This is a genomic window from Caulobacter sp. GW821-FHT10C03, assembly GCF_059415485.1.
On the sequence record NZ_JBWKNI010000002.1, the window covers coordinates 313,001 to 338,910 of the forward strand.

A 25,910-nucleotide genomic window follows, 5' to 3' on the forward strand; every position below is an offset into this window, starting at 1 on the left:
GGGTCCCGCCGCTTACGAGGTGACTTGTCTATGGTTCTTTCGATTGACGCCATCCGCGCCGCCGCCGACCGTCTGGCCGGCCACATCGAGCGCACGCCCTGTCGCTATTCTCGGACCCTGTCCAAGATTACCGGGGCCGAGGTCTGGGTGAAGTTCGAGAACCTGCAGTTCACCGCCGCCTACAAGGAGCGCGGCGCGCTCAACAAGCTGCTGCTGCTGTCGGACGCCGAGAAGCAGAAGGGCGTCATCGCCGCCAGCGCCGGCAACCACGCACAGGGCCTAGCCTATCACGGCGCCCGCCTCGGCGTGCCGGTGACCATCGTCATGCCCAAGACCACCCCGTTCGTGAAGGTGCAGCACACCCGCGACTTCGGCGCCAACGTGGTCATCGAAGGCGAAACCTATGACGACGCCAACGCCCATGCGCGCAAGCTGCGCGACGAGCAGGGCCTGACCTTCGTCCACCCGTTCGACGACTACGACATCATGGCCGGCCAGGGCACCATCGCCCTGGAGATGCTGGAAGACGTGCCCGACCTGGAGATCCTGCCGGTGCCGATCGGCGGCGGCGGCCTGATCAGCGGCGTCGCCACGGCGGCCAAGGCGATCAATCCCGACATCCGCATCATCGGCTGCGAGCCGGCGATGTATCCCTCGTTCACCGCCAAGATGCGCGGCGTCCAGGCCCACTGCGGCGGCCAGACGATTGCGGAGGGCGTCGCGGTCAAGCAGGTCGGCGAACTGACCTACAGCGTCGCCCGTCCCCTGATCGAGGACGTGCTGCTGCTGGAGGAGCCCTATCTGGAGCAGGCGGTCTCGCTCTACTGCAACGTCGAGAAGACCATCGCCGAAGGGGCCGGCGCGGCCTCGCTGGCGGCGCTGCTGGCCTATCCGGAACGCTTCCGCGGCAAGAAGTGCGGCCTGATCCTGTGCGGCGGCAACATCGACACCCGCCTGCTGGCCTCGGTGCTGACCCGCGAACTGGTGCGCGCCCAGCGCCTGGTGTCCCTGCGCATCGTCGGCGACGACCGTCCGGGCCTGCTGTCGACCGTGGCCAGCGTGATCGGGACCATGGGCGCCAACATCATCGAGGTGAACCACAACCGCCTGGCGCTCGACGTGCCGGCCAAGGGCGCGGAGTTCGACATCACCATCGAGACCCGCGACGCCCAGCACACCCAGGAAGTCATGAACGCCCTGCGCGAACACGGCTACCCGCCCCGCACGGTGTGAGGCGACAGCGCCCGCCGCATAACAAAAAGGCCCCGCTCCAGCAGGAGCGGGGCCTTTTCAGTTTCTGGCGTGAGCGATGCCTACAGCAGCGCCGAGATCGCCGCGCGGGCCGCTTCGCCGAGGTCCGGACGCTTCAGGGCCAGGGCGACATTGGCCTTCAGCAGGCCGATCTTGTCGCCGCAGTCGTGGGTGTCGCCTTCGTAGACATAGGCGTGGAAGGCCTGGTCCTGCATCAGCTTGGCCATCGAGTCCGTCAGCTGGATCTCGTTGCCGGCGCCCTTTTCCTGGCTGGCCAGCAGGTCGAAGATCTCCGGCTGCAGGATGTAGCGGCCGGCGATGGCCCAGTTCGACGGGGCCGTGCCCTTGGCCGGCTTCTCGACCATGCCGCTCATCGTGGCCAGGCGGCCCTCGACCTTGCTGGGGGCGACGACGCCGTACTTGTGGGTCTCGCTCTCGGGCACTTCCTCGACGCCGATGATGTTGCCGCCGCCGACCTGGTCATAGACCTCGATCAGCTGGCTGAGCGCCGACTTCGGCGAGTCGACGATGACGTCGGGCAGCAGCACGGCGAACGGCTCGTCGCCGATGATGTCGCGGGCGCACCACACCGCGTGGCCCAGGCCCAGCGGGGCCATCTGGCGCACGAAGCTCATCTCGCCCGGCCGGGGCAGCTCGTCGCGCAGCTGCTTGAGGATGTCGAGCTTGCCCTTGGCCTCGAGCTGCATCTCGAGTTCGATCTGGTGATCGAAATAGTCCTCGATGGCGCCCTTGCCGCGGCCGGTGATGAACACGAAGTGCTCGATGCCGGCGGCGCGGCCTTCCTCGACGATGTAGGACAGGATCGGCCGGTCCACGACGTTGAGCAGTTCCTTCGGCGTCGACTTGGTGCCGGGCAGGACCCGGGTGCCAAGACCCGCGACGGGAAGAACGGCCTTGCGGACAGGTTTCATGAACGCCTCGTTTTACGTCTTGATGGATGCGTCTTAAGGGCTCGGAGCCGCACGCGCCACCACCGTTGCGTGACAACGGTGTCTGGAAAGCGTTCCAAGCATGGAATGATTGATGTTCGCGCCAAGCCTGCTAGCTCAGGGCGCGGTTTCGCCCTCGGAAAGACTTCACATGCGCGCACGGTTCCTCGTCATCGCCGTCCTGGCCGGCCTGTCCCTGGCCGGGTGTGGGCCCTCGAAGGAAGACCTCGCCGCCAAGCAGGCCGCGATCTCGGCCAACAAGACCGCCGGCGTGGGCTTCCTGGCCGAGAACGCCAAGCAGCCGGGCGTGGTCACCCTGCCCAGTGGCCTGCAGTACAAGGTGGTGCGCTCGGGTCCGGCCGACGGCCTGCATCCGCGCCCGATCGACGAGGTCAAGGTCCACTACGAAGGCAAGCGCCTGGACGGCATGGTGTTCGACAGCTCCTACGAGCGCGGCGTGCCGGCCTCGTTCCAGCTGCGCGGCCTGATCCCGGGCTGGGTCGAGGCCATGCAGCTGATGCGCCCGGGCGACGAGTGGATGCTCTACGTGCCCGCCGACCTGGCCTATGGCGACATGCAGGCCGGACCGGACATCCCGCCGGGCAGCACCTTGGTCTTCAAGATCGAGCTGATCGACGTCCTGCGCAGCAAGCTGCAGGCGCCGAAGGGCTGAGGCCCGTAGTAAGGCGTCGTCCCGCCCGCTCGACCATCGGGCCGGCGGGGACGACCAGCCGCCAGGGGGGCGCGTGAAAATCGTATTCGTGGAGCCTGGGGCGAGCCTTCGCCCGGTGGGCGGAACGCGTGTCGTCTATGAGCACGCCAATCGGCTGGCCGAGCGCGGGCACGACGTGACCGTCGTCCTGCCGGCGGCGCAGAAGCCGGCCGCGCGCCTGGGCAAGAAGATTCGCCTGTGGCTGCGCTGGCGCCGGTGGAAGCGCGACGGCCGCTGGCGGCCGACCTGGGCCAGCATCTCGCCCAAGGTTCGCGTGCTGTGGACCCTCGATCTTTCGCCGAAGTGGACGCCGCCCGGCGACGTCGTGGTGGCGACGGTGTGGAGCGCCGTCGAGGCCGTCGATCGCCTGCCCGCCAGCCATGGCGCCAAGGTCTTCTTCGCCCAGCACTGGGACTTCGGCTTCGAGCGCGACGCCGAGGGCGTCGAACGCGCCTGGTCCGCGCCGATGCCCAAGATCGTCATCGCCCGGTCGATCCGGGCCAAGGCGGCCGAGCGCGGCGTCGAGGCGGCGCTGGTGCCCAACGGCCTGGCCTTCGAAACCTTCGGTCTCGACACGCCGCTGGCCGGGCGCGATCCCTGGCGGGTGGCGATGATCCACCAGCGGGCCAGCTACAAGGGCTTTTCCGACGCCCTGGAGGCGCTCGCCCTGGCCCACGCCGCCGAGCCGCGCCTGACCGTCGAGATGTACGGCCCCGGCGCGCCCGAGGGTCTGCCGTCCTACGTGACCTATCACGCCTCGCCCACCGACGCGGACCTGCGGGCGCTCTACAACCGCTCGGCCGTGTTCCTGTCGGCCAGCCACAACGAAGGCTGGGGCCTGCCGCCGTGCGAGGCGGCCCTGTGCGGCGCGGCCCTGGCGATCACCGACGTGCTGGGCCACCGCGAGTTCGCCGTCGATGGCGAGACGGCGCTGATGAGCGCGCCGCGCGATCCCCGCGCCCTGGCCGACAACCTGCTGCGCCTGGTCGCCGACGCCGAGCTGCGCGCGCGGCTGAACGGCGCGGTGCGCGAGGTGCTGGCCCAGTTCACCTGGGAGCGCGCCTGCGACCAGATGGAGGCGACCCTGACGCGGATCGCCGCCGGTCAACCAGCCTCAGGCCAGTAGGACGCGGGCGCGGGTGGCGACCGTCTCGGCCTCCAGCGTCGCCAGATCCTCGGTCGCCTGGGCGTGCAGGAAGCGCGAATAGTCCAGCACGGGTCCTGGACCGAACAGGCCCAGGGTCGGCGCGCCGACCGAGGCCGACAGGTTCATCGGTCCGGAATCGTTGCCAACGAACAGGTCGGCCCGCGACATCAGGGCCGAGCCGACATCGAACTTCAGGTCGCAGACATTGACCTCGGCGACGCCGGCCGGCGAGCCGTTCGCCAGCTGGGCGTCGACGCGGGCCTTGTCCTCGAAGCCGCCCAGCCAGAAGCGGGTTCCGCCGAGGTCGGAAAGCGCCGTGCTCAAGGCGGCGAACCGGGCCAGCGGCCACATCCGCCGGGCTTCGCTGGCGCCGACGCCATAGACGATCCACGGACGCGGCAGGGCGCCGAAGCGGGCCTCGACGACATCGAGCGCGGCCGGAGTGGGGACCAGTGCCGGCTCGCGGCTGGCGACCTCCAGGCCGTGGGCCGTCTCGAAGGCGGCCAGCTTGTCGATCCGGTGGGCCGGACGCATGGCCTTGGGCAGGTAGGGACCGTGGGTCAGCCAGTGCTGCTGGCCGTGCCCCAGGCCGAAGCCCCGCCGCTCGGGCACGCCCGCCAGGGCCGCGCCGATGGCGGGACGGTCGATCTTTTCCAGGATCCACACCGCGCGCGGCCGGCGGGCCCGGCACAGGCGGCGGAAGTCGGCGATCTCCTGGAGGTTCTTCCAGGTCCCCGAGCGGTAGTCGAGATAGTCGATGGCGGTGACGCAGGTCTCCGCGCCCAAGAGGTCGCGGGCCCGGCTCGACGGTCGCGCGGCCAGCAGCACGGTCTTTTCCGGCGTGGTGGCGGCGATGGCGCGCAGGGTCGGCAGGTGCCAGGTCAGGTCGCCGACGCCGCGGTCGGGCATGTAGACCAGGACCTGGCCGCGGCCGGCCTCGGGCGGAACGGCGGGGTCGAGGTTCATGCGCGGCCCGCCGTCAGTCGGTGAAGACCACGGTCTTGCGACCGTTCAGCAGCACCCGGTCCTCCAGGCGCCAGCGCAGGGCGCGGGCCAGGACGCGGCGCTCGATGTCGCGGCCCTTGCGGACCAGGTCCTCGGGCGTGTCGCGGTGGCTGATGCGCTCGACGTCCTGCTCGATGATCGGACCCTCGTCGAGGTCGCCGGTCACGTAGTGGGCGGACGCCCCGATCACCTTCACGCCGCGCGCGTGGGCCTGGTGGTAGGGCTTGGCGCCCTTGAAGCCCGGCAGGAACGAGTGGTGGATGTTGATGCAGCGGCCGGCCAGCTTCGCGGCCAGGCCGTCCGACAGCACCTGCATGTAGCGGGCGAGCACGACGATGTCGGTGCGCGTCTCTTGGATCAGCTTCCAGAGCGCGGCTTCCTGCTCGAACTTGGTCTCCTTGGTCACCGGCAGGTGATGGAAGGGCAGGCCCGACAGGTCGACGTGGGTGTAGGTCTCGGCCGCGTGGTTGGCGACGATGGCGGTGACGTCCATCGGCAGCTCGCCGATCCGCCAGCGATAGACGAGGTCCGCCAGGCAGTGGTCGAACTTGCTGGCCAGGATCATGACGCGGTAGCGCTCGGCCGGGTCGCGCAGGGTCCAGCGCATCGAGAAGCCCTTGGCCAGGACCTCGAACTCGGCGCGCAGGGCGTCGCGGTCGCTGCCGTCCGGATCGAAGACGACGCGCATGAAGAAGTCGCCCGTCTCCTGGTCGTCGAACTGCTGGGCGTCGAGGATGTTGCAGCCGCGCTCGAACAGGAAGGTCGAGACCTTGGCGACGATGCCGGGCTGGTCGGGGCAGGAGAGGGACAGGATCATGGTCCGCTTCCTCTAAAGCCTAGCCTGGGCGAAGGAAAGCCGCTGACAGGGACGTTTCTTGCGTGGCGCGCGAGGTTTTTCCGCAAGGCCGCATGATCCTGCCTGATCGCCGACTTGGGATTGGCGGAGCGGGGCGGCGCGGCCTAGGCTCTGGCCATGGTTTCCTCCGCTGAAGCGCTTTCCGTCCGCGCCGTCGACATCCTGGCCAAGCTGGTCGCCTTCGACACCACCTCGCGCGGCTCCAACCTGGCCCTGATCGAATGGGTCGAGGCCTATCTGTCCGACCTCGGCGTGGCCTCGCGGCGGGTCCCCAACGCCGATGGCACCAAGAGCAACCTGATGGCCAGCATCGGCCCGGCTGTCGAGGGCGGGGTCGTGCTGTCGGGCCACACCGACGTGGTGCCGGTCGACGGCCAGCCCTGGTCCAGCGACCCCTGGGTGCTGACCGAGCGCGACGGCCGCCTCTACGGCCGCGGGACATGCGACATGAAGGGGTTCCTGGCCCTTGCCCTGGCGGCCGCGCCCGACCTCGCCGCCGCCGAACTGGAGCGGCCCGTGCATCTGGCCTTCTCCTATGACGAGGAGATCGGCTGCCTGGGCGCGCCCGACATGATCGAAGTCATCGCCCGCGACGTGCCCCGGCCGGCCCTGGTGGTGGTGGGCGAGCCCACCGACATGGTCGCCGTCCAGGCCCACAAGGGCATCGCCAGCTATTGGGTGACGGTGACCGGCCGGGAGGCCCATTCCAGCCTCACCCACCTGGGCGTCTCGGCCAACATGGTCGCCGTCAAGCTGATGAGCCATCTGGTGGCGCTGTCGGAGCGGCTGGAGCGCGAAGCCGATCCGGCCTCGCCGTTCCTGCCCAAGGGCGCGACCCTGACCATCGGCCAGGTCAACGGCGGCACGGCGGTTAACATCCTGGCGCGCCAGTGCGTGTTCGTCTTCGACCTGCGCACGCCGCCGGGCCTGGATCCCGACGCCATCCTCGCCGACTTCTTCGCCCTGGCCGCGCGGCTCGACGCCGAGGTCAAGGCCAAGGCGCCCGAAGGCGGGGTCAAGGTCGAGGTGCGCTCGCTGACGCCGTCGTTCGCGCCGGAAAAGGACGGGGTCGCCGAGACCTTCGCCCGCCGCATGGCCGGCGACAACGGCCCGGCCCGCGTCGCGCCCTACGCCGCCGAGGCGGGGCAGTTCCAGGGCGCGGGCTTCTCCACCGTCATCTGCGGTCCCGGCTCGATCGACCAGGCCCACCAGCCCGACGAATATGTCGAGATCGCCCAGATGGAGCGCGGCGCCCAGTTCATGCGGCGGATGATCGACGAGCTTTCGCGGGCTTGATCACCACCCGCATGCCGAAGAGGTCGAGCGGGTTCCAGGTCATGGCGGACGCGATGGCCAGCCACGAGGCCTTGCGGCCGCCCTGGATCGCGCGGCGGGCGCGCCAGGCCGGGCCCAGGCCCTTCAGGGCGGCGGCCAGGCCCCGCAGCGGCGCTTTGGCCTCTCCGCGCGTGGCGTGACGGGCCATCAGCACCAGGGTGGCCAGGGCGTGCAGCGGCGCGGTCAGCCACAGCAGCGGCCAGGGCGTGTTCTTGACGAACAGCCAGACCCGGTTGCGGGTGCCGTGGAACAGGGCGAAGTCGGAACGCACCGAGGTCGAGGCCGAGCCGACATGGGCCACGACCGCTTCGGGCGTCAGCACCGTGGGCTCTCCGATCAGCCGCAGGCGGTAGCCCAGGTCGACGTCCTCGCAGTAGCAGAAGAAGCTCTCGTCGAAGCCGCCCAGCCGCAGGAAGAGGTCGCGGTCGATCAGGTGGGCCGCGCCGCAGGCCGAGAACACCTCGCCGGTCGGGATATCGGCCGGACGGGGCGAACCGTAGCCGCCCCGGAACGGAAAGCCCGAGACCGACATCACGTCGCCGGCCCCGTCCAGCAGGCTGGGCGCGTCGGCGGCGATCTGCAGGCTGGCGAACGAGCGCACGCTCGGCCAGGCCTTGGTCGCGGCGATCCAGCGCTCCAGCCAGTCGGGCTGCGCATAGGCGTCGGGATTGAGCAGGGCCAGCCAGCGGCCGCGGGCGGCGCGGGCGGCCAGGTTGTTGCCGGCGGCGAAGCCGAGATTGGCGTGCGGCTCGATCAGGTGGATCGCCGGATCCGCGGCGGCCGCCGCCTGCGGCGCGCCGTCCGTGGAGGCGTTGTCGACCAGCAGGATCTCGAAGTCGGTGAAGGTCTGGGCGCGCAGCGCCTCCAGGCACCGGGCCAGGGTCGGTCCGCTCTGGTAGGCCACCACCACCACGCTGACCAGCGGGTCGGCGTCCTTGCGATTTTCGGCGACTGTGGCCATGCGTGGAGCGTAACTCGGGTTTGAGGTTCGACGAATGAAGATCACGCCGACGGCGATCCCTGGGGTGCTGCTTATCACGCCCGCGCGCCATGGCGACGAGCGCGGCTGGTTCTCGGAGACTTTCCGCCAGTCGGCGCTGGACGAGGCCGGCTTTTCGGGCGGCGCCTTCGTGCAGGACAACCACGTGCGCTCGCGCGTGCGCGGCGTCGTGCGCGGCCTGCACTTCCAGCGCCCGCCGCACGCCCAGGCCAAGCTGATCCGCTGCGTGCGCGGCGCGATCCTCGACGTCGCCATCGACATCCGCGCCGGCTCGCCGACCTTCGGGCGTTCGGTGGCGGTCGAGCTGTCGGCCGACGACGGTCGGCAACTGCTGGTGCCCGAGGGCTTCGCCCACGGCTACTGCACCCTGACCGACGAGTGCGAGGTGTTCTACAAGGTCACCGGCTACTACGCGCCTCAGGCCGAGGGCGTGCTGGCCTGGAACGATCCGGCCCTGGCCATCGACTGGCGCGTTCCGGCTGACGCGGTGAGCGTCAACGCCCGCGACGCTGCTGCGCCACGCCTCGCCGAGCTCGACACGCCGTTCGTCTACGTGGCCTGAGCGAGCCGCGCGGCCGCCCAGTCGGCGGCGTCGCGCACGGTCTCGTCGGGATCGGCCCGCAGGGGCTCGACCACGGCTGTCAGGCCCGCGTCGCCGCTGTTGCCGATGGCGTAGAGCACGTTGCGTACGAAGCGGTCGCGGCCGATGCGCTTGATCGGGCTCTTGGAGAAGAGAGCCCGGAAGCTCGGGTCGTCCAGAACGGCCAGTTCCGCCAGCGGCGGGGTCTTCAGCGTCTCGCGGGCGTGGAACTTGGCCTCGGCCGACAGGCTGGCGAACTTGTTCCACGGGCAGGCGGCCAGGCAGTCGTCGCAGCCGTAGATGCGGTTGCCCAGCATCGGCCTGAACTCGTCCGGGATCGGACCCGCCAGCTCGATGGTCAGGTAGGAGATGCAGCGCCGCGCATCCAGCCGGTGCGGCGCGGGGAAGGCGCCCGTCGGGCAGATGTCCAGGCAGGCGCTGCACGAGCCGCAGCGGTCGATCTCGGCCTCGTCCGGCGGCAGGTCCAGCGTCGTCAGCACGCTGCCCAGGAACAGCCACGAACCGAACTGGCGCGACACCAGGTTGGTGTGCTTGCCCTGCCAGCCAAGGCCGGCGCGCTGGGCCAGGGGCTTTTCCATCAGCGGCGCGGTGTCGACGAACACCTTCACTTCATTGCCCCAGCGCCGGTGCATCCAGCCGGCCAGCTGCTTGAGCCGCTTCTTGACCACCTCGTGATAGTCGTCGCCCTGGGCGTAGACGCTGATGGCGGCGCGGTCCGGGTGCTCCAGCTGGGTCAGCGGATCGATGTCGGGGCCGTAGTTGACGCCCAGCACGACGGCGCTCAACGCATCGGTCCACATGGCGGTGGGGTGGCTGCGGCGCTCGAGCGTCTCCTCCATCCAGCCCATGGCCCCGTGCAGGCCCTCGGCCACGAACTGGCGCAGCCAGTCGCCGTTGGGCCAGGCGTCGGCGGCGGACGCGAAGCCGCAGGCGTCGAAGCCCAGAGCGAGGGCTTCGCGGCGGATCTCGTCCTTGATCGTCTCGGGGGTCAGGTCAGAAGTCGAGGTCGTCATAGTGCGCGGCCGGCGCGAGGCCGGGCCAACGGTCGGCCAGGATCGGCCTGAAGCACGGCCTCGATTTCAGCTTCATGTACCAGGTGCGCACCGCCGGGAAGTCCTTCCAGGGCACGTCGCCGAAATAGTCGATGACCGACAGGTGCGCGGCGCCGGCGAAATCGCCGAGACTCATGCGGCGGCCGGCCAGCCAGTCGCGGGCCTGCAGCAGGCTTTCCATGTAGCCCAGATGGTCGCGCAGGGCGTCGCGGCCGCGGCGCAGAGACGACAGGTCGGGCGCGCCCATGCGCAGGAGACGCTTCTCCATCTTCTCGTGCAGCAGGAAGCCATTGACCTCGTTGTCGAACTTGCGGTCGAACCACTGCATCAGGCGACGGGCCTCGGCGCGCTCGCCGGCCTCGCGGCCCAGCAGCGCCGGCTCGGGCTCCTGCTCCTCGATGTGCTCCAGGATCGCGCGGCTCTCGCAGACCACGGCGGTGCGCTGGTGGCGGGTCTCGACCAGCACCGGCGTCAGGCCCGACGGGTTCAGCTTGGTGAAGTCCGGCGGCGACTCCCAGTAGCGCACCTGCACCTCGGCGAACGGCAGCCGCTTTTCGCCCAGCACGAGGCGAACCTGGCGGGAGGCCGGGTCGAGGGGGAAATGGTGAAGGGTGCGTTCGACGCTCATGCCCACATGCGTTCAGGCTGCATCGTCTGATCGATGCGCCGTTTTGCTTAACAAGATATTGCCGGAGCAGGGCTATTCGGAGGAATGAGCGTTTTTCGGGCGAAACCCGCGTACCTCTCCCCCTGCGGGAGAGGGTGGCCTGCGAAGCAGGTCGGGTGAGGGGTCTCTCAGATCTTTCGGACGGGCCTTTCGACCCCTCATCCGTCGGCTATCGCCGACACCTTCTCCCGCAAGGGGAGAAGGAAATCAGCTGTTCGCCCGCGCGATCAGCGCCGTCGTGCTCTGTCCCGCCTTCAGATCCGCCAGCACCACCCGGCCGCCATTGGCCAGCACCACGTCCGAGCCCACCACGGTCTCGACCGTGTAGTCGGCGCCCTTGACCAGGACGTCGGGCTTGATGGCCTTGATCAGCTCCAGCGGGGTGTCCTCGTCGAACAGGGTGACGAGGTCGACGGCCGACAGCGAGGCCAGGACGGCGGCGCGGGCGTCTTCCTTCTGCACCGGCCGGGTCGGGCCCTTCAGGCGCTGGACCGAGGCGTCGGTGTTGAGGCCCAGCACCAGGCGGTCGCAGGCGGCCTTCGCCTGGGCCAGCAGCGAGACATGGCCGGGGTGCAGCAAGTCGAAACAGCCGTTGGTGAAGCCCACCTTCAGGCCGCGCGCGCGCCAGCCGGCGACGATCTCCATCATCCGGGCGCGGGCGGCGATCTTTTCCTGGCCGGGATCGCCGTGGGCGCCGGACAGCACGGCCTTCAGCTCGGCTGCGGTGACGACGTCGGTGCCCAGCTTGGCGACCACCAGGCCGGCGGCGGCGTTAGCCAGGTGGGCGGCGGCGGTCAGGTCGGCCCCGGCGGCCAGCGACAAGGCCAGGGTCGCGGCCACGGTGTCGCCGGCGCCCGAGACGTCGAACACTTCCAGGGCGCTGGCCGGCAGGTGCACGGGCGCGGCGCCGCGGGCCGACAGGGTCATGCCGGCCGCGCCGCGGGTGACCAGGGCGGCGGTGAGGTTGGGGGCTGCGGCCAGGATCGCCTCGCCGGCGGCCTCGGCCGCCTCGTCGTCGGCGCCGGTCACGCCCGTGGCCTCGGCGGCCTCGCGGCGGTTGGGCTTGATCACCGTGGCGCCGTCGTAGCGGGAAAGGTCGCGGCTCTTGGGATCGACGATCACCGGCTTGCCGGCCGCGCGGGCGGCGGCGATGGCGGCCTGCAGGACCTGCGGCGTCAGCACGCCCTTGGCGTAGTCCGACAGCACCACGACGTCGGCTCTCGGCAGGACGGCTTCGAAGGCCGCCAGCGCCAGGGTCTGGTCGGCCGGATGGCGGTCCTCGCGGTCGGCGCGCAGCATCTGGTGCGAGGCGGCGACATAGCGGGTTTTTTCGGTGGTGCGGCGGCCGGGATCGACGGTCAGGGCGCTTTCCAGGCCCGGCTCGCGCTCGACCAGCGCCGCGACGGCCTTGCCGGCGTCGTCGTCGCCGACCAGACCAGCCAGCACGGCCTTGCCGCCCAGCGCGGCGACATTGCGGGCCACGTTGCCGGCCCCGCCCAGCATGGTCGTCTCGCGCTCGATGGCGATCACCGCCACCGGGGCCTCGGGCGAGATGCGGTCGACCGACCCGTAGACGAACCGGTCTAGCATGACGTCGCCCAGCACCAGCACGGTCTTGCCGGCGAAGGCGTCGGGCAGGCGGGCCAGGGTGTCGTCCATGGAAGCGGGCTCGTCGGTAGGGAGAAGGCCGCTAATTGGGCGCATCAGGCGGTCAGGGCAAGTCCTGGCCGTCCGGCGCGTGCTTTTCGGCGAAACCTCGCGGATCCGGATGCAGCAGCACGTCGGCGCTGGGGAAGGCGGCCCTCACCCGGTCTTCGGCGGCGGTCATCACCGCATGGGCCTCCGCCAAGGTCTGGCCGGCGGCGAGGTCCATGTGGCCCTGGACGTGGATGTTCGGGCCGGCGGCGCGGGTGCGCAGCTGGTGCACGCCGCCGACGCGGGGGTCGTCGACCAGCAGGGCCAGGATCGCCTCGCGTTCCTCGACCGGCAGTTCGTGGTCCATCAGCTGGTCGGCGGCCTGGCGGAACACCCCGACCGCGCCCCACAGCAGCCAGGCGGCGACCGCCAGGCCGGCGGCGGCGTCCACCCAGGTCCAGCCCAGCAGGGCGACGGCGGCCAGGCCCGCCAGCGTCACGGCGTTGGACGCCAGGTCGGCGGCGTAGTGGGCGTGGTCGCCGGCCACGGCCACCGAGCGGGTCTTGGCCATCACCGCGGCCTGGGCGCGGATCAGGGCCAGGGTCAGGCCGATCGAGACGATCATCACCCCGACGCCCCAGACGCTGTGCTCGACGGGCCTGGGGTGCAGCAGGCCGCCGATCGCCTCGCGCCCGATCAGGGCGGCCGAGGCGAAGACCAGACCCCCCTGGATCAGGCTGGAAAAGGCCTCGGCCTTGCCGTGGCCGAAGCGGTGCTCGGCGTCCGGCGGGACGGCGGCGTAGCGCACGGCGTAGAAGGTGATCAGCGAGGCCACCAGGTCGAGGCCGGAGTCGGCCAGCGAGGCCAGCATGGCCAGCGAGCCGCTGGCCAGCCAGGCGCCGCCCTTGATGACGATCAGTATGGCGGCCGTCCCCACCGACAGGGCGGTCACTCTTCGAGTAAGGGCGGCGAGCTCGGCGGGAGAGGCGGGCGCGGTCATGGCCCAAGCTGTAACACGACCGCGCCCAAGGTCAGTCCCCGCCTGTCCCTATTGGCGGTAGGTCAGGCGGAAGTAGAAGTAGCGCCCCGGCGCGTCATAGGCGTTGGGGTCGTAGTTGTTGAGGCCGCAGCTGATGCAGCCCGGCGGGTCCTTGTCGAACAGGTTGTTGACCCCGAAGGCGACCGCGGTGGTCTCGCCCAGGAACGCGGGCTTCCAGCGCAGCTGGGCGTCGATATAGGTGCGCGAGGCCAGCTTGTTGTCGGCCGCCGCCGTCTCCTTGACCGACGACAGGTAGCGGGCCGAGGCGCTGGCGCCCCAGGCCTTGTGGTCCCAGTCGACGGTGAAGGTGGTCTTGGTCTTGGGGAAGGCCTGGTCGGGGCTGCCGCGCTCGGTGCCTTCGCGCGGGATCTCGGTGAAGCCCGTCGCGGTGGGCACGATCTCGGTATATTCGAGCAGGAAGGTCGAATAGGAGCGCAGCGACAGGCGCCCGAAGTCGTAGGTCGGCGAGGACCACAGGACGTTCAGGTCGATGGCCCGGGTCTGGATGCCGCCGATGTTGATCAGCGGATTGGTGATCGCCGCCACCTGGCCAGAAGCCGTGCGGGTGATGGTCGAGCAGGCCAGGCTGTCGGCCAGCTCGGCGCAGCGGGCCAGCAGGCTTTCGCCCGAGAGCGCCTGGATCGCCGAGTCCAGCTCGATGTCGGAATAGGCCAGCTCGATCGAGCCGTTGCTGGCCCAGCTGGCGTCCTTCAGCGCCTTGGGCTCCCAGACGATGCTGACGTTCTTGCTCTCGCTGGTCTCGGGCTTGAGGGCGTTGTTGCCGCTGGTGATCACCGACAGCTGCGGATTGAGCTGCACGTAGCTGCCGCTGGCCGGCACGCCGGCGGCGATGCAGTTGGCGCGGACGGTGGCGCTGGCCGGGGTTCCGCCCGACAGGCCCAGCATGTCCGAGCAGGGATCGGTGATCTCCTGGTCGAAGCGCGAGGCCGCGCCGAACAGCTCGCCGATCGACGGGGCCCGGAAGCCCTGGCCCCAGGAGGCGCGGACCAGCAGGTCCTCGGCCGGCCGCCAGTTGACGCCGGCCTTGTAGATCGAGTCCCGGCCCGAGGTGGAATAGTCGAACCAGCGCCCGGCGGCCGAGACCTCCAGGCGATGCACCAGCGGCAGGTCGGCCAGCAGCGGCGCGCGCAGTTCGAGATAGGCCTCGTCGACCTTGATCTCGCCCTTGGCGGGCTGGGCCGGGATGTCGGCCGACAGGCCGGCGGCGACCACGGCGTCGGGCTGGAAGTAGCCCTTGGTCTCGCGATGCTCGTAGCCGGCGGCGAAGGCCAGCGGCCCGGCCGGCAGGGCGAAGAGGTCGCCGGTCAGGTTGGCGGTGAAGTCGTGCAGTTCCTGCTGCGAGACGTCCTGCTGGGTGAAGCCGATGAAGCCCAGCATCTCCGAGGTGATCGAACCGACCCCGCCGAAGATGTTGAGCGGCACGCACGAGCCGGTGCAGCCCGACAACGGACCCAGGGCCTGCTGCACGCGGGCGGCGTTGACGTTGCCGGTGAAGCTCTGTTCGGCGTGGTTGCGCGAGGCGGTGGCGTTGACGTCCCAGTACCAGGTCTTCTCGCCCAGCTTCAGGTCGCCCGACAGGCTGGCGTTGACGTTCCAGGTGTCGACCGTCTGGGCGTAGTGGCGCGGCCCGGCCTCGATCAGGCGGCGGCCGACGAAGGCGTAGGTGCCGCTGGTCAGGGTGAAGCCGAACGGATTGTAGGGGTTGGTGGCGTCGACCGAGACCGTGTCGAGCAGGTTGCCGTTGCCGGCGTCGGGGCCGACGAACAGCGGCAGGGGGGCCGCCTGGTTGGCCGACTTGCGCTGCACGTAGCTGGCGCGGACCTTCAGCTTGACGCTGTCGGTGAAGTCGTGGGTCACGGTCCCGAACAGGCTGACCCGTTCCGACGGTGTGACGATGTAGTTGTAGGGCTGGAAGTTGAAGCGGTCGGCGGTGGTGAAGTTCTTGAAGCTGCTCGACGCGCCGGTGGGATCCAGCGGGTTGTAGGTGGGGCGCACGCCGGCGGCGAGGGCGGCCTTCAGGGTCAGGTCCAGGTCATTGCCGGTGTTGGGGTCGCTGACGATGAACCGGCCCAGCGGCGTGCCCGACGAACAGCCGCCGTCCAGGCACGAGGTCGAGAAGGGGCTGGGGAACAGCGAGATGTCGCGGTCGGCCGACATGACGCTCTTCTGCTTGAAGTAGCCGCCGCCGACGACGATGCTGGTCTTGTCCTCGGTGGCCCCCCACGAGATGTTGTAGTCCTGGGCGAAGCCGTCGCCCTCGCCGTAGCCGCCGACCTGGGCCGACAGCTCCAGGCCCTGCTGGCGCTCGCGGGTCAGGATGTTGACCACCCCGGCGATGGCGTCCGAACCGTAGATCGGCGAGGCGCCTTCCTGCAGGATCTCGACGTTGCGGATCATGGCGTTGGGGATGGTGTTGAGGTCCACCACGCCGGGCACGCCCGAGGCCGCGGCCCCGCCGACCCAGCGCTGGCCGTCGACCAGCACCAGCACCCGGCGCGAGCCGAGATAGCGTAGGTCGAGCTCGGCCGAGCCCGCGCCCACCCCGCCGCCGTCGGGCGGATTGCCGAAGTTGCCGGAGTTGTTGAACTTGGAATTGAGGCCGCCGCCGGCGGCCGGCACGCGCTGCAGCACGTCGACGATCGAGGTCAGGCCGGTCTTGGCGATGTCGTCCTGGCCGATCTGGAAGACGGCCTGGCTCTTGTCGAGCGGGCTGACCCGGATGCGCGAGCCGGTGACGACCACCGCCTCGACGCTGTTGTCGTCCGGGGTCTGGGCGGCCGCCGCGACGGGCGCGGCGGCGACGGAAGTCAGGAATAGCGAAAGAAGTCCTTGGCCGATGCGGTTCATGCCGTGCCCTTCCAGCAGCGATATCCCCACGGTCAAGGTTGAGTCGTGGATTCGCTCGCGCAGAAGGTGAATCGGCGGTCAAAAATGTGTCAAGTTCGTCGAACGGCGATACGTCGTTTCGCGGCTTTGTGTGTCTTTCGCAACAATCGTGCGCGGTTTGGCTGCGCCCTCATGCCGCCGCCTTGGGCCGAGGGCCGACATAGATCGACTGGGGACGGATCAGTTTGCCGCCGGCCTGCTGCTCGCGGGCGTGGGCCAGCCAGCCCACGGTGCGTCCGGCGGCGAACACGCAGGTGAAGGCCTTGGGCGGGAAGCCCAGCGCTTCGAGCAGCAGGGCGGTGTAGAACTCGACATTGGTCTCCAGCGGCCGGTCGGGCTTGCGCCGGCGCAGGATGTCGAGCGCCGCCCGTTCCACCGCCTCGGCCAGGGCGAGGCGGCCGGGCAGGGCGCCGGCGGTGCGCGACAGCCGGGCCAGCGCCGCCTTCAGGGCGTCGGCGCGGGGATCGCGGACGCGATAGACCCGGTGGCCGAAGCCCATCAGCCGCTCGCCGGCGTCGAGCGCGGTCTCCAGCCAGGGGGTGGCGTTGTCTGCGGTGCCGATGGCGTCGAGCATATCGATCACCGGCCCGGGCGCGCCGCCGTGCAGCGGACCCTTGAGGGTCGAGAGCCCGGCCAGCACCGCCGAGCCCAGGCCCGCCCGCGTCGAGGCCGCCACCCGGGCGGCGAAGGTCGAGGCGTTGAGGCCGTGGTCGCAGACCGTGACCAGATAGGCGTCCAGCGCCCGGGCTTCGCCCTCGGTGGCGGGCGTTCCCCGGATCATCCGCAGAAAGTCCGCCGCATGGGGCAGGGACGGGTCGGGCGCGACGGGCGCCTCGCCGCCCTGGCGACGCAGGACGGCGGCGGTGAACACGGCGGGGGCGGCGGCCAGGGCCAGGGCGTCGTGCAGGGTCTCGCCGTCGGGCAGGCGGGCCAGCAGGGCGCGCATGGCGTCGTAGGGATCGCGGGCGGCCAGGGCCTCGTCCAGCGCGGCGACCTCGGCGAAGGCCCGCACGCGCGCCGCGCCCAGGGCCGGGGCCAGGTCGGTCGGCAGGTCGTCGAAGAAGCCGTCGAACAACAGGTGGGCGGCGTCCTCGAAGCGGGCGCGGCCGGCCAGGTCCTCGACGGCCCAGCCGCGGATCGTCAGGCGGCCGGCCTGGCCGTCGACATCGGAAAGCACGGTGGCGGCGGCGATCACGCCTTCGAGGCCGGCGGAAACTTGGACCATGACTGAGGTCTCCTTTCGAGGCCCGATCATCGTCCGAGCGGCTTGATCGTCAATCTTGATCAATATAATCAATATCCATGGCGGACGATTGGCTCGATGCGGACCAGGCGATGGCGCGGCTCGGCGTGCGGGCCCAGACGCTGTACGCCTATGTCAGCCGGGGCCGGATCGAGGCCCACGCCCATCCCGAGGATCCGCGCCGCAGCCTCTATCGCGCCTCTGACGTGGCGAGCCTGGCCAAGCGAAAGGCCCGGGGCCGCAAGGCCGCCGACGTCGCCGCCGAGGCCATCGCCTGGGGCGAGCCGGTGCTGGCCTCGGCCATCACCACCGTACGGGCGGGGCGGCTGTGGTATCGCGGCCGCGACGCCGCCGAGCTGGCGCGGACCGAAAGCTTCGAGACCGTCGGCCGGCTGCTGCGCGACGACGCGGCCGAGGCGGCCGTCTCCACCCATGCGCCCAGCCAGGCCCCGACCATCCGCGCCCGGCTGTTCGCCGACCTGGCCGCACGGGCCGGCGAGGATCGCCCGGCCCGGGGCCGCGCGCCGCTGATGCTGGCCCAGGAGGCGGCGGGCCTGCTCGACCTCGTCGCCGACGCCGTGGCGGGCGGCGCGGGCGATGGCCTGATCCATCAGCGCTTGGCCGCCGCCTGGGGGCTGGACGCGGCCGGCGGCGACCTGGTGCGTCGGGCGCTGGTGCTGCTGGCCGACCACGAACTCAACGCCTCGACCTTCGCCGCCCGGGTGGCGGCCTCGACCGGCGCGTCGCTGGCGGCTTCGGCCTTGGCGGGGTTGTCGGCCCTGTCGGGGCCGTTGCACGGCGGCATGGCCGCCCGCGTCGAGGCCCTTGCCAACGAGGCCAAGCGGGAAGGCGCCGAGGCCGCCGTCGCCGTCCGCCTCGACCAGGGCGCGCCGCTGCCGGGCTTTGGCCATCCGCTCTATCCCGACGGCGACCCACGCGCGGCGGCGCTGCTGGCGGCCTTCGATCCGTCGCCCGACATGGCCGCTCTGCACGCGGCGGTGGTCGGGGCGACCGGCCAGGCGGCCAATATCGACTTTGCTTTGGTCGCCCTGGCCCGGACCCTGAAACTCCCCGACGACGCCCCCTTCGCCCTGTTCGCGGTCGGCCGCACGGCGGGCTGGCTGGCCCATGCGCTGGAGCAGTCGAAGACGGGGCGGCTGATCCGGCCTCGGGCGCGGTATGTGGGCGTAGAGGGGTGATCCTATCCCCGTAAAATCCCCGCGAAAGCGGGGACCCAGGCTTTTTCTGAAACGCGCGGTGCTCGACGATAAAACGCCTGGGCCCCCGCTTTCGCGGGGGTTTTACGGAAAGGGCGAAGCCCGCGCCTCTTCCAGCACACCCACAAACGACAAAGGGGAACGCTCGGGCCGGAGCGTTCCCCTCGTCGTGCGGCGGGCTGGGAGGCGCGCCGCCCGCCGTCGCCCCGGAAGAAGGCGACGGATCTCTTGGGCGAGCCGGCTTTAGGCCCGCACGGGCGCCGCTTCCTCGGCCGCCAGCGGTTGCGGCAGGCGGTTGATCATTTCCTTCGGGCAGACCTGCCAGAAGAGGTCGCGGACGCGGTCCCAGTCGCGCAGCAGGCTCTCGGCGAAGGCCGAGTCCGTCTCGCGGGCGTGCTCGGCGATCAGCGAGCGCAGCACGCCTTCCCAATAGGGCGAGGCCAGGCGCTGGACGATGATGCTTTCGGGGTTGATGTTGGCCTGGAAGCGGTCGTGCTGGTCGAACACGAAGGCCATGCCGCCGGTCATGCCGGCCCCGAAGTTGCCGCCCGTCGGACCCAAGATCACCACCTGGCCGCCGGTCATGTATTCGCAGCCGTTGGTCCCGCAGCCCTCGACCACCGTGGTGGCGCCCGAGTTGCGGACGGCGAAGCGCTCGCCGGCCTGGCCCGCCGCGAACAGCCGGCCCGCGGTGGCGCCGAACAGCACGGTGTTGCCGAGCAGGGTGTTGGTCTCCGGCGCCGCCAGGCCGCGCGGCGGCTTGATGACGATCGTGGCGCCCGACAGGCCCTTGCCGACATAGTCGTTGGCCTCGCCGGTCAGCTCGATGCGCAGGCCCTGCACCGCGAAGGCGCCCAGGCTCTGGCCGGCCGAGCCCTTGAGCTGGACGGTCAGGTGGCCGGCGGGCAGCCCCTTCATGCCGAACTTGCGGACGATGTGGCTCGAGGTGCGGGTGCCGATGGTGCGCGCCGTGCTGCGGACCGTGTAGGTCAGCTGCATCTTCTCGCCCCGCTCCAGCAGGGGAGCGGCGTCGCGGACGATCTGGGCGTCCAGCGTGTCCGGCACCGCGTTGCGGCCGACGACCGTGTTGTACGGCTTGTTGGCGCCGGGGTCGGCGCGAACCAGCAGCGGGTTCAGGTCGAGGTCGTCGAGGTGCTCGCCGCCGCGCGAAACCTGCGCCAGCAGGTCGGTGCGGCCGACGATTTCCTGCAAGGATCGGAAGCCCAGGCCGGCCAGGATTTCGCGCACTTCCTCGGCCACGAAGGTGAAGAGGTTGACGACCTTGTCCGGCGTGCCGGTGAACTTGGCGCGCAGCTTTTCGTCCTGGGTGCACACGCCGACCGGGCAGGTGTTGGAGTGGCACTGGCGCACCATGATGCAGCCCATCGCCACCAGCGAGGCGGTGCCGATGCCGAACTCCTCGGCGCCCATCATGGCGGCGATGACGATGTCGCGGCCCGTGCGCATGCCGCCGTCGGCCCGCAGGACGACGGAGTGGCGCAGGTTGTTCAGCGTCAGCACCTGGTTGGCTTCCGACAGGCCCATCTCCCACGGACCGCCGGCGTACTTCACCGAGGTCTGGGGCGAGGCGCCCGTGCCGCCGACGCCGCCGGCGACCAGGATCACGTCCGCTTTCGCCTTGGCGACACCGGCGGCGATGGCGCCGATGCCGGTGGCCGCGACCAGCTTCACCGTGACCCGGGCGATCGGGTTGATCTGCTTCAGGTCGTAGATGAGCTGGGCCAGGTCCTCGATCGAATAGATGTCGTGGTGCGGCGGCGGGCTGATCAGCATCACGCCGGGGGTGGAGTGACGCAGACGGGCGATCATCTCGGTGACCTTGAAGCCGGGCAGCTGCCCGCCTTCACCCGGCTTGGCGCCTTGGGCGACCTTGATCTCCAGCTCGACGCACTGGTTCAGATATTCGGCGGTGACGCCGAACCGGCCCGAGGCGACCTGCTTGATGGCGCTGTTGGGGTTGTCGCCGTTGGGCAGGGGCTTGTAGCGGGCGCTGTCCTCGCCGCCCTCGCCCGAGACCGACTTGGCCCCGATGCGGTTCATGGCGATGTTCAGCGCGCCGTGGGCCTCGGGGCTCAGGGCGCCCAGGCTCATGCCCGGGGTGACGAAGCGCTTGCGGATCTCGTTGACGCTTTCGACGTCGTCGGTCGAGATCGGGTTGCGGTCCGAGCGCCAGTCCAGCAGGTCGCGCAGCTGGATCGGCTTCTGGGTGCGCAGGCCCGAGGACCAGCGGCGATAGAGCTCGTAGTCGCCGGTGTCGCACGCCGTCTGCAGGGTGTGCATCAGGCGGGCTTCGAAGGCGTGGGCCTCTCCCGAGCGGCGCGACTTGTAGAGGCCGCCGACCGGCAGGGTGACGGCCGCGCTCTCCCAGGCCTTGCGGTGCAGCTCGACGGTTTTGGTCTCGATACCGGCCAGGCCGATGCCCGAGATGCGCGAGGGCATGCCGGGGAAGAACTCGGCGGCCAGGGCGCGCGACAGGCCGACGGCTTCGAAGTTGTAGCCGCCGCGGTACGACGAGATGACGCTGATGCCCATCTTGGAGATGATCTTCAGCAGGCCGCCCTCGATGGACGTCTTGAAGTTGATGCAGACGTCGCGCAGCGACTTGTCGCCGATCAGGCCGCGCTCCAGGCGGTCCTGGAAGCTTTCCTGCGCCAGATAGGCGTTGACCGCCGTGGCGCCGACGCCGACCAGCACCGCGAAATAGTGCGTGTCGAGGCACTCGGCCGAGCGGACGACCAGCGAGACGTACGACCGCAGGCCCTTGCCGACCAGGTGCGCGTGCACGCCGCCGGTGGCCAGGATCATCGGCAGGCCGACGCGGGTCGCATCGCTGGCCTCGTCGGTCAGGACGATGGCGCCGCAGCCGCGCAGGACGGCGTCCTCGGCCTCGGCGCGGATGCGGTCGAGGTTGGCGCGCAGGGCGTCGCCCGCGCGGGCCTCTTGCGCCGGCAGCGGCATGGTGCAGTCGATGACCGCGACGTTCTTCTCACCCAGCAGCTCGTGGATGCGGATGTACATGCCGGTGGTCAGCACCGGGCTTTCCAGCACGTAGACGTCGGCCTGAGCCGCGTCCTGGGCCAGGATGTTGCCGAGGTTCTTGAAGCGGGTCTTCAGGCTCATGACGCCGGTCTCCCGCAGGGGGTCGATCGGCGGGTTGGTCACCTGGCTGAAGTTCTGGCGGAAATAGTGCGACAGCGGACGGTACTTCTCCGACAGCACGGCCAGCGGGGTGTCGTCGCCCATCGAGCCGACGGCTTCCTTGCCGTCCTCGACCATGGGGGCGAGGATCATCTCCAGGTCTTCCAGGCTGAAGCCGGCGGCGGCCTGGCGACGGGTCAGCTCCTCGCGGCCGAACTTGCGCGGCTCCGGACCGGGCGCGATCTCCTTTTCGAGATCGACCATGTTGCCCAGCCACTCGGTGTAGGGGTGGCGGCCGGCCAGTTCGTCGACGATCTCGTCCTCGCCGTAGAGCTTGCCCTCGGCCAGGTCGATGGCGATCATCCGGCCCGGCGCGATGGCCAGCTTGCGGGTGATGCGGCTTTCCTCGACGCCGCACATGCCGGCTTCCGAGCCCATGATCACCAAACCATCGTCGGTGTACGCCACGCGCAGCGGGCGCAGGCCCGAGCGGTCCTTGCCGGCCACGACCCAGCGGCCGTCGGTGGCGCACAGGGCGGCCGGACCGTCCCACGGCTCCATCACGGCGTTGCAGTAGGAATAGAGCGCCTTGTGCTCTTCGCTCTGGTTCGGGTTGCTGGCTTCCGGCACCAGCAGGGCCTTGGCCATCGGCGCGTCGCGGCCGGCGCGGACCAGCACCTCGAAGGTGTTGTCCAGGCTGGCCGAGTCCGAACCGCCCGGCTGGATCACCGGCTTCACGTCGTCCCCGAACTCACCGAAGGCGTCGGCCGCCATCTTGATCTCGTGGGACTTCATCCAGTTGATGTTGCCCTTGATCGTGTTGATCTCGCCGTTGTGGGCGAGCATCCGGAAGGGCTGGGCCAGGCGCCACTGCGGGAAGGTGTTGGTCGAGTAGCGCTGGTGGAAGATCGCCACGGCGGCGGCGAAGCGCTCGTCCTTCAGGTCCGGATAGAACTCGTCGATCGACTCGGCCAGGAACATGCCCTTGTAGATCAGCGAGCGGGCCGAGAACGAGCAGATGTAGAAGTCGGTGATGTTCTGGGCGTGCACGCGCTTTTCGATGCGCTTGCGGCACAGGAACAGGGCGCGTTCCAGGGCCTCGCCCTCAAGGCCGGCCGGCGGGGCCAGCATGATCTGCTCGATTTCCGGACGGGTGGCGTTGGCCTTCTCGCCGATCACCGAGGTGTCGACCGGCACCTGGCGCCAGCCATAGATGTAGAAGCCAAAGCGCAGGGCTTCGGCCTCGACGATCGTGCGGCAGGCTTCTTGGGCGCCCAGATCGGTGCGCGGCAGGAACACCTGGCCCACGCCGATCGGGCCGGGACGCAGGGCGTGGCCGGTGCGGCGCACCTGGTCGATGAAGAAGTCCTGCGGAACGCTGACCAGCACGCCGGCGCCGTCGCCGGTCTTGCCGTCGGCGTCCACCGCCCCGCGGTGCCACAGGGCCTTGAGGGCCTTGATCGCCAGTTCGACGACCTCGCGGCGCGGCTTGCCGTCGATGGCGCAGACCAGGCCGACGCCGCAGGCGTCGCGCTCGGTGGTCGGGTCGTAGGCGTGGCCGTCGATGAGGGCCTGGCGGTTCTTCAGATAGAGGTCGATCTGGCTCATGGTCTGATCTCTTTCCTCTTACTCAGCCGCGATCAGGGTCGCGGCCGCCTTGGCCTTCAGGTAGCGGTGCATGGCGGCTGCGGCGTCGCGGCCGTCCTTGATCGCCCACACCACCAGCGAGGCGCCGCGGACGATGTCGCCGGCGGCGAACACGCCGTCGAGATTGGTCATCTGGTGGCGCACGTCCGCCTTGACCGTGCCCCAGCGGGTGGTCTTCAGGTCGGGAGCGCCCCACAGTTCCGGCAGGTTCTCCGGCTCGAAGCCCAGGGCCTTGACCACCAGCTGGGCCGGACGGTCGAAGTCGCCGCCGGGGATCTCCTCGGGGCTGCGACGGCCCGAGGCGTCAGGCGCGCCCAGGCGCATGCGGATGGCGCGCACGCCGGTCACCGCGTTGGCGTCGCCCGACAGGGCGCGCGGGGCGGCCAGCCACTCGAAGGTGACGCCTTCTTCTTCCGCGTTCGACACTTCCCGGAGGGAGCCGGGCATGTTGGCCTTGTCGCGGCGATAGAGGCAGGTGACCGAGGTCGCGCCCTGGCGGATGGCCGTGCGCACGCAGTCCATGGCGGTGTCGCCGCCGCCGACCACGACCACGTCCTTGCCCTCGGCGTTCAGCTCGCCGCTGTCATAGGCCGGGACGTCGTCGCCCAGGGTCTTCTTGTTGGAGGCGATCAGGTAGTCGAGCGCGGGCACCACGCCCTTGTCGCCGCCGCCGGGCACGGTCAGGTCGCGCGCGGCATAGACGCCGACAGCGATCAGCACCGCGTCATGCTCGGCGCGCAGGTCTTCCAGGCTGGCGTCCTTGCCGACTTCGAAGCCGAGCTTGAACACCACGCCGCCGTCGGCCAGGCGCTGGGTGCGGCGCTCGACGACGTCCTTCTCCAGCTTGAAACCGGGGATGCCGTAGATCAGCAGGCCGCCGGCGCGGTCGTGACGGTCGTAGACGGTGACGGCGTAGCCGTCCTCGCGCAGCTTCTCGGCGGCGGCCAGGCCCGCGGGGCCGGCGCCGACGATGCCGACCGACTGGCCGCGGTCGGCCTTGGCGACCAGCGGCTTCACCCAGCCGTTCTCCCAGGCCTTGTCGGTCAGGTAGCGTTCGACCGAGCCGATCGTCACGGTGCCGTGACCCGACTGCTCTATGACGCAGTTGCCTTCGCAGAGGCGGTCCTGCGGGCAGATCCGACCGCAGACCTCGGGCATGGAATTAGTGGCCTGCGACAGGGCGTAGGCTTCTTCCAGCCGGCCTTCGGCGGTCATCCGCAACCAGTCGGGGATGTTGTTGTGCAGCGGGCAGTGGGTTTGGCAGTAGGGCACGCCGCATTGCGAGCAACGCGAGGCCTGCTCGGTCGCTTTGGCGTCGATGAAGTCGGCGTAGATCTCGTGAAAGTCGCCGTTACGCTCTTCGGCCGCCCGCTTTTCAGGCGTGCGACGCGAGACGGTCGTGAATTTCAACATGCGCTCGGCCATGCGCTTCCCTCGCCCCCGATGCCGGGGAAAAATTTGCTTGCGAGGGCCTCATACGGACTCTCCCGGGCAATAAGAATGCGGTGGTCAAATCTTGGGACAAATATATCCGTGATGCCGCCATGGGTATTGCGATCGACTCGCATCTATGCCCTCAAATAGTCCACTTTATGGATAAACCCTTTTTTTACCGTGTCGGGCGCACGCCCATTTCCGCTCGCAAGAGCTTGTTTCACAAGGGAATGACATGCCGGATTGGCTGATCGCGATCGTGCTGGGCCTGATCGAGGGCCTGACGGAGTTCATTCCCGTCTCGTCGACCGGGCATCTGCTGCTGGCGGCCAAGGCGATGATGCTGCCCGCCACCCCGTGGGACACCTTCGTCGTGCTGATCCAGCTGGGCGCCGTGCTGGCGGTGGTGGCGCTCTACTTCCAGCGCCTGTGGGGCGTGGTCGTCGGCCTGCCGACCAAGCCGGAGGCGCGGCGGTTCGCGCTCAGCGTCATCATCGGCTGCATCCCGGCCTTCGCCGCGGGCCTGGCCCTGCACGGCGTCATCAAGCACTTCTTCGAGAACCCGTTCCTGCCGCAGGTGATCTGCGTCTCGCTGATCATCGGCGGGATCCTGCTGCTGATCGTCGACAAGAAGGCCCCGCCGGCCCGCGAGCACGACGGCATGAAGCTGTCTTTGAAGACCGCCTTCTTCATCGGCCTGTTCCAGTGCCTGTCGCTGCTGCCGGGCGTGTCGCGCTCGGGCTCGACCATCGTCGGCTCGATGCTGCTGGGGGTCGAGCGCAAGGCGGCCGCCGAGTTCTCGTTCTTCATGGCCATTCCGATCATGGTCGGCGCCTTCGGCCTGGACCTGATCAAGAGCTACAAGGATATCGACGCCAGCCAGGCGGGGATCATCGCCATCGGCTTCGTGGTCTCGTTCCTGTCGGGCCTGGTGGTGGTGAAGTACATGATCGACTTCATCGGCAAGCGCGGCTTCGCCCCGTTCGCCTGGTGGCGCATCGCCGCCGGTATCGCCGGCCTGGCGTTCATCTACTTCCCGCGCTGACCCGAAGG

At 70.0% G+C, this 25,910-nt stretch carries 19 protein-coding genes; 7 read left to right on the forward strand and 12 right to left on the reverse strand.

What is annotated here, in order from left to right:
* The first annotated feature begins 30 nt into the window (after positions 1 to 30).
* Positions 31 to 1,233 (forward strand): threonine ammonia-lyase, encoded by a 1,203-nt coding sequence (locus AC07NG_RS03525; protein WP_492854218.1) that lies wholly within the window; start codon positions 31 to 33, stop codon positions 1,231 to 1,233.
* An 80-nt stretch (positions 1,234 to 1,313) separates the two neighbouring features.
* On the opposite strand, the gene galU is transcribed toward AC07NG_RS03525, so the two are convergent.
* A complete protein-coding gene (gene galU, locus AC07NG_RS03530; RefSeq protein ID WP_494592223.1) occupies positions 1,314 to 2,183 on the reverse strand; it encodes a UTP--glucose-1-phosphate uridylyltransferase GalU in 870 nt (289 codons plus the stop codon).
* A 169-nt stretch (positions 2,184 to 2,352) separates the two neighbouring features.
* On the opposite strand from galU, the gene AC07NG_RS03535 reads away from it, so the two are divergent.
* Positions 2,353 to 2,874 carry an FKBP-type peptidyl-prolyl cis-trans isomerase gene (locus AC07NG_RS03535; protein WP_110120564.1) on the forward strand — a complete coding sequence of 174 codons (522 nt, stop codon included), beginning with the start codon at positions 2,353 to 2,355 and terminating at the stop codon, positions 2,872 to 2,874.
* Positions 2,875 to 2,947: 73 nt separating this feature from the next.
* Positions 2,948 to 4,039: a glycosyltransferase family 4 protein gene (locus tag AC07NG_RS03540; RefSeq protein ID WP_494592225.1), complete on the forward strand. Its 1,092-nt coding sequence runs from the start codon at positions 2,948 to 2,950 to the stop codon at positions 4,037 to 4,039.
* Here AC07NG_RS03540 and AC07NG_RS03545 read toward each other — a convergent pair.
* Both AC07NG_RS03545 and purU read right to left on the reverse strand, forming a co-directional pair.
* On the reverse strand, positions 4,028 to 5,026 hold the full coding sequence (locus AC07NG_RS03545) for a glycosyltransferase family 9 protein (RefSeq protein ID WP_494592227.1): 999 nt from the start codon (positions 5,024 to 5,026) through the stop codon (positions 4,028 to 4,030). The genes AC07NG_RS03540 and AC07NG_RS03545 overlap by 12 nt on opposite strands.
* Before the next feature lie 13 nt (positions 5,027 to 5,039).
* A complete protein-coding gene (purU, locus tag AC07NG_RS03550) occupies positions 5,040 to 5,882 on the reverse strand; it encodes a formyltetrahydrofolate deformylase (protein ID WP_492854223.1) in 843 nt (280 codons plus the stop codon).
* Between the two features lie 156 nt (positions 5,883 to 6,038).
* Here purU and argE point away from each other — a divergent pair, with 156 nt between their 5' ends.
* A complete protein-coding gene (argE, locus tag AC07NG_RS03555; protein WP_492854224.1) occupies positions 6,039 to 7,217 on the forward strand; it encodes an acetylornithine deacetylase in 1,179 nt (392 codons plus the stop codon).
* On the opposite strand, the gene AC07NG_RS03560 is transcribed toward argE, so the two are convergent.
* Positions 7,180 to 8,217, reverse strand: coding sequence for a glycosyltransferase family 2 protein (locus AC07NG_RS03560; protein WP_494592230.1), 1,038 nt, complete (start codon positions 8,215 to 8,217; stop codon positions 7,180 to 7,182). The two genes, argE and AC07NG_RS03560, sit on opposite strands and share 38 nt — an antisense overlap.
* Positions 8,218 to 8,251: 34 nt before the next feature.
* On the opposite strand from AC07NG_RS03560, the gene rfbC reads away from it, so the two are divergent.
* On the forward strand, positions 8,252 to 8,818 hold the full coding sequence (gene rfbC, locus AC07NG_RS03565; protein WP_494592232.1) for a dTDP-4-dehydrorhamnose 3,5-epimerase: 567 nt from the start codon (positions 8,252 to 8,254) through the stop codon (positions 8,816 to 8,818).
* Here the strand turns inward: rfbC and queG are convergent.
* From queG to AC07NG_RS03595, 6 genes are all read right to left on the reverse strand, one after another.
* Entirely contained in the window at positions 8,806 to 9,870 is a 1,065-nt protein-coding gene (gene queG, locus AC07NG_RS03570; RefSeq protein ID WP_494592234.1) for a tRNA epoxyqueuosine(34) reductase QueG, read from the reverse strand. The genes rfbC and queG overlap by 13 nt on opposite strands.
* A complete protein-coding gene (gene fzlA / locus AC07NG_RS03575; protein ID WP_110120455.1) occupies positions 9,851 to 10,537 on the reverse strand; it encodes an FtsZ-binding protein FzlA in 687 nt (228 codons plus the stop codon). The genes queG and fzlA overlap by 20 nt, the downstream gene beginning before the upstream one ends.
* 246 nt (positions 10,538 to 10,783) lie before the next feature.
* Complete coding sequence (rfaE1, locus tag AC07NG_RS03580; RefSeq protein ID WP_494592236.1) at positions 10,784 to 12,235, reverse strand: D-glycero-beta-D-manno-heptose-7-phosphate kinase; 1,452 nt, start codon at positions 12,233 to 12,235, stop codon at positions 10,784 to 10,786.
* A gap of 52 nt (positions 12,236 to 12,287) precedes the next feature.
* Positions 12,288 to 13,211, reverse strand: a complete 924-nt coding sequence (locus tag AC07NG_RS03585) for a cation diffusion facilitator family transporter (protein WP_492854230.1) — start codon at positions 13,209 to 13,211, stop codon at positions 12,288 to 12,290.
* Between the two features lie 48 nt (positions 13,212 to 13,259).
* On the reverse strand, positions 13,260 to 16,148 hold the full coding sequence (locus AC07NG_RS03590; RefSeq protein WP_494592337.1) for a TonB-dependent receptor domain-containing protein: 2,889 nt from the start codon (positions 16,146 to 16,148) through the stop codon (positions 13,260 to 13,262).
* Positions 16,149 to 16,287: 139 nt separating this feature from the next.
* Positions 16,288 to 17,382, reverse strand: a complete 1,095-nt coding sequence (locus AC07NG_RS03595) for a citrate synthase/methylcitrate synthase (protein ID WP_494592238.1) — start codon at positions 17,380 to 17,382, stop codon at positions 16,288 to 16,290.
* 77 nt (positions 17,383 to 17,459) lie between these two features.
* Here AC07NG_RS03595 and AC07NG_RS03600 point away from each other — a divergent pair, with 77 nt between their 5' ends.
* The gene (locus AC07NG_RS03600; protein ID WP_494592240.1) at positions 17,460 to 18,599 is read left to right on the forward strand and encodes a citrate synthase family protein; all 1,140 of its coding nucleotides are present in this window, start codon (positions 17,460 to 17,462) and stop codon (positions 18,597 to 18,599) included.
* Between the two features lie 261 nt (positions 18,600 to 18,860).
* On the opposite strand, the gene gltB is transcribed toward AC07NG_RS03600, so the two are convergent.
* Complete coding sequence (gene gltB, locus AC07NG_RS03605; RefSeq protein ID WP_494592242.1) at positions 18,861 to 23,384, reverse strand: glutamate synthase large subunit; 4,524 nt, start codon at positions 23,382 to 23,384, stop codon at positions 18,861 to 18,863.
* An 18-nt stretch (positions 23,385 to 23,402) separates the two neighbouring features.
* A complete protein-coding gene (locus AC07NG_RS03610) occupies positions 23,403 to 24,848 on the reverse strand; it encodes an NAD(P)-dependent oxidoreductase (RefSeq protein WP_494592244.1) in 1,446 nt (481 codons plus the stop codon).
* 244 nt (positions 24,849 to 25,092) lie between these two features.
* Here AC07NG_RS03610 and AC07NG_RS03615 point away from each other — a divergent pair, with 244 nt between their 5' ends.
* Positions 25,093 to 25,902, forward strand: a complete 810-nt coding sequence (locus AC07NG_RS03615; RefSeq protein ID WP_487288953.1) for an undecaprenyl-diphosphate phosphatase — start codon at positions 25,093 to 25,095, stop codon at positions 25,900 to 25,902.
* Positions 25,903 to 25,910 lie beyond the last annotated feature (8 nt).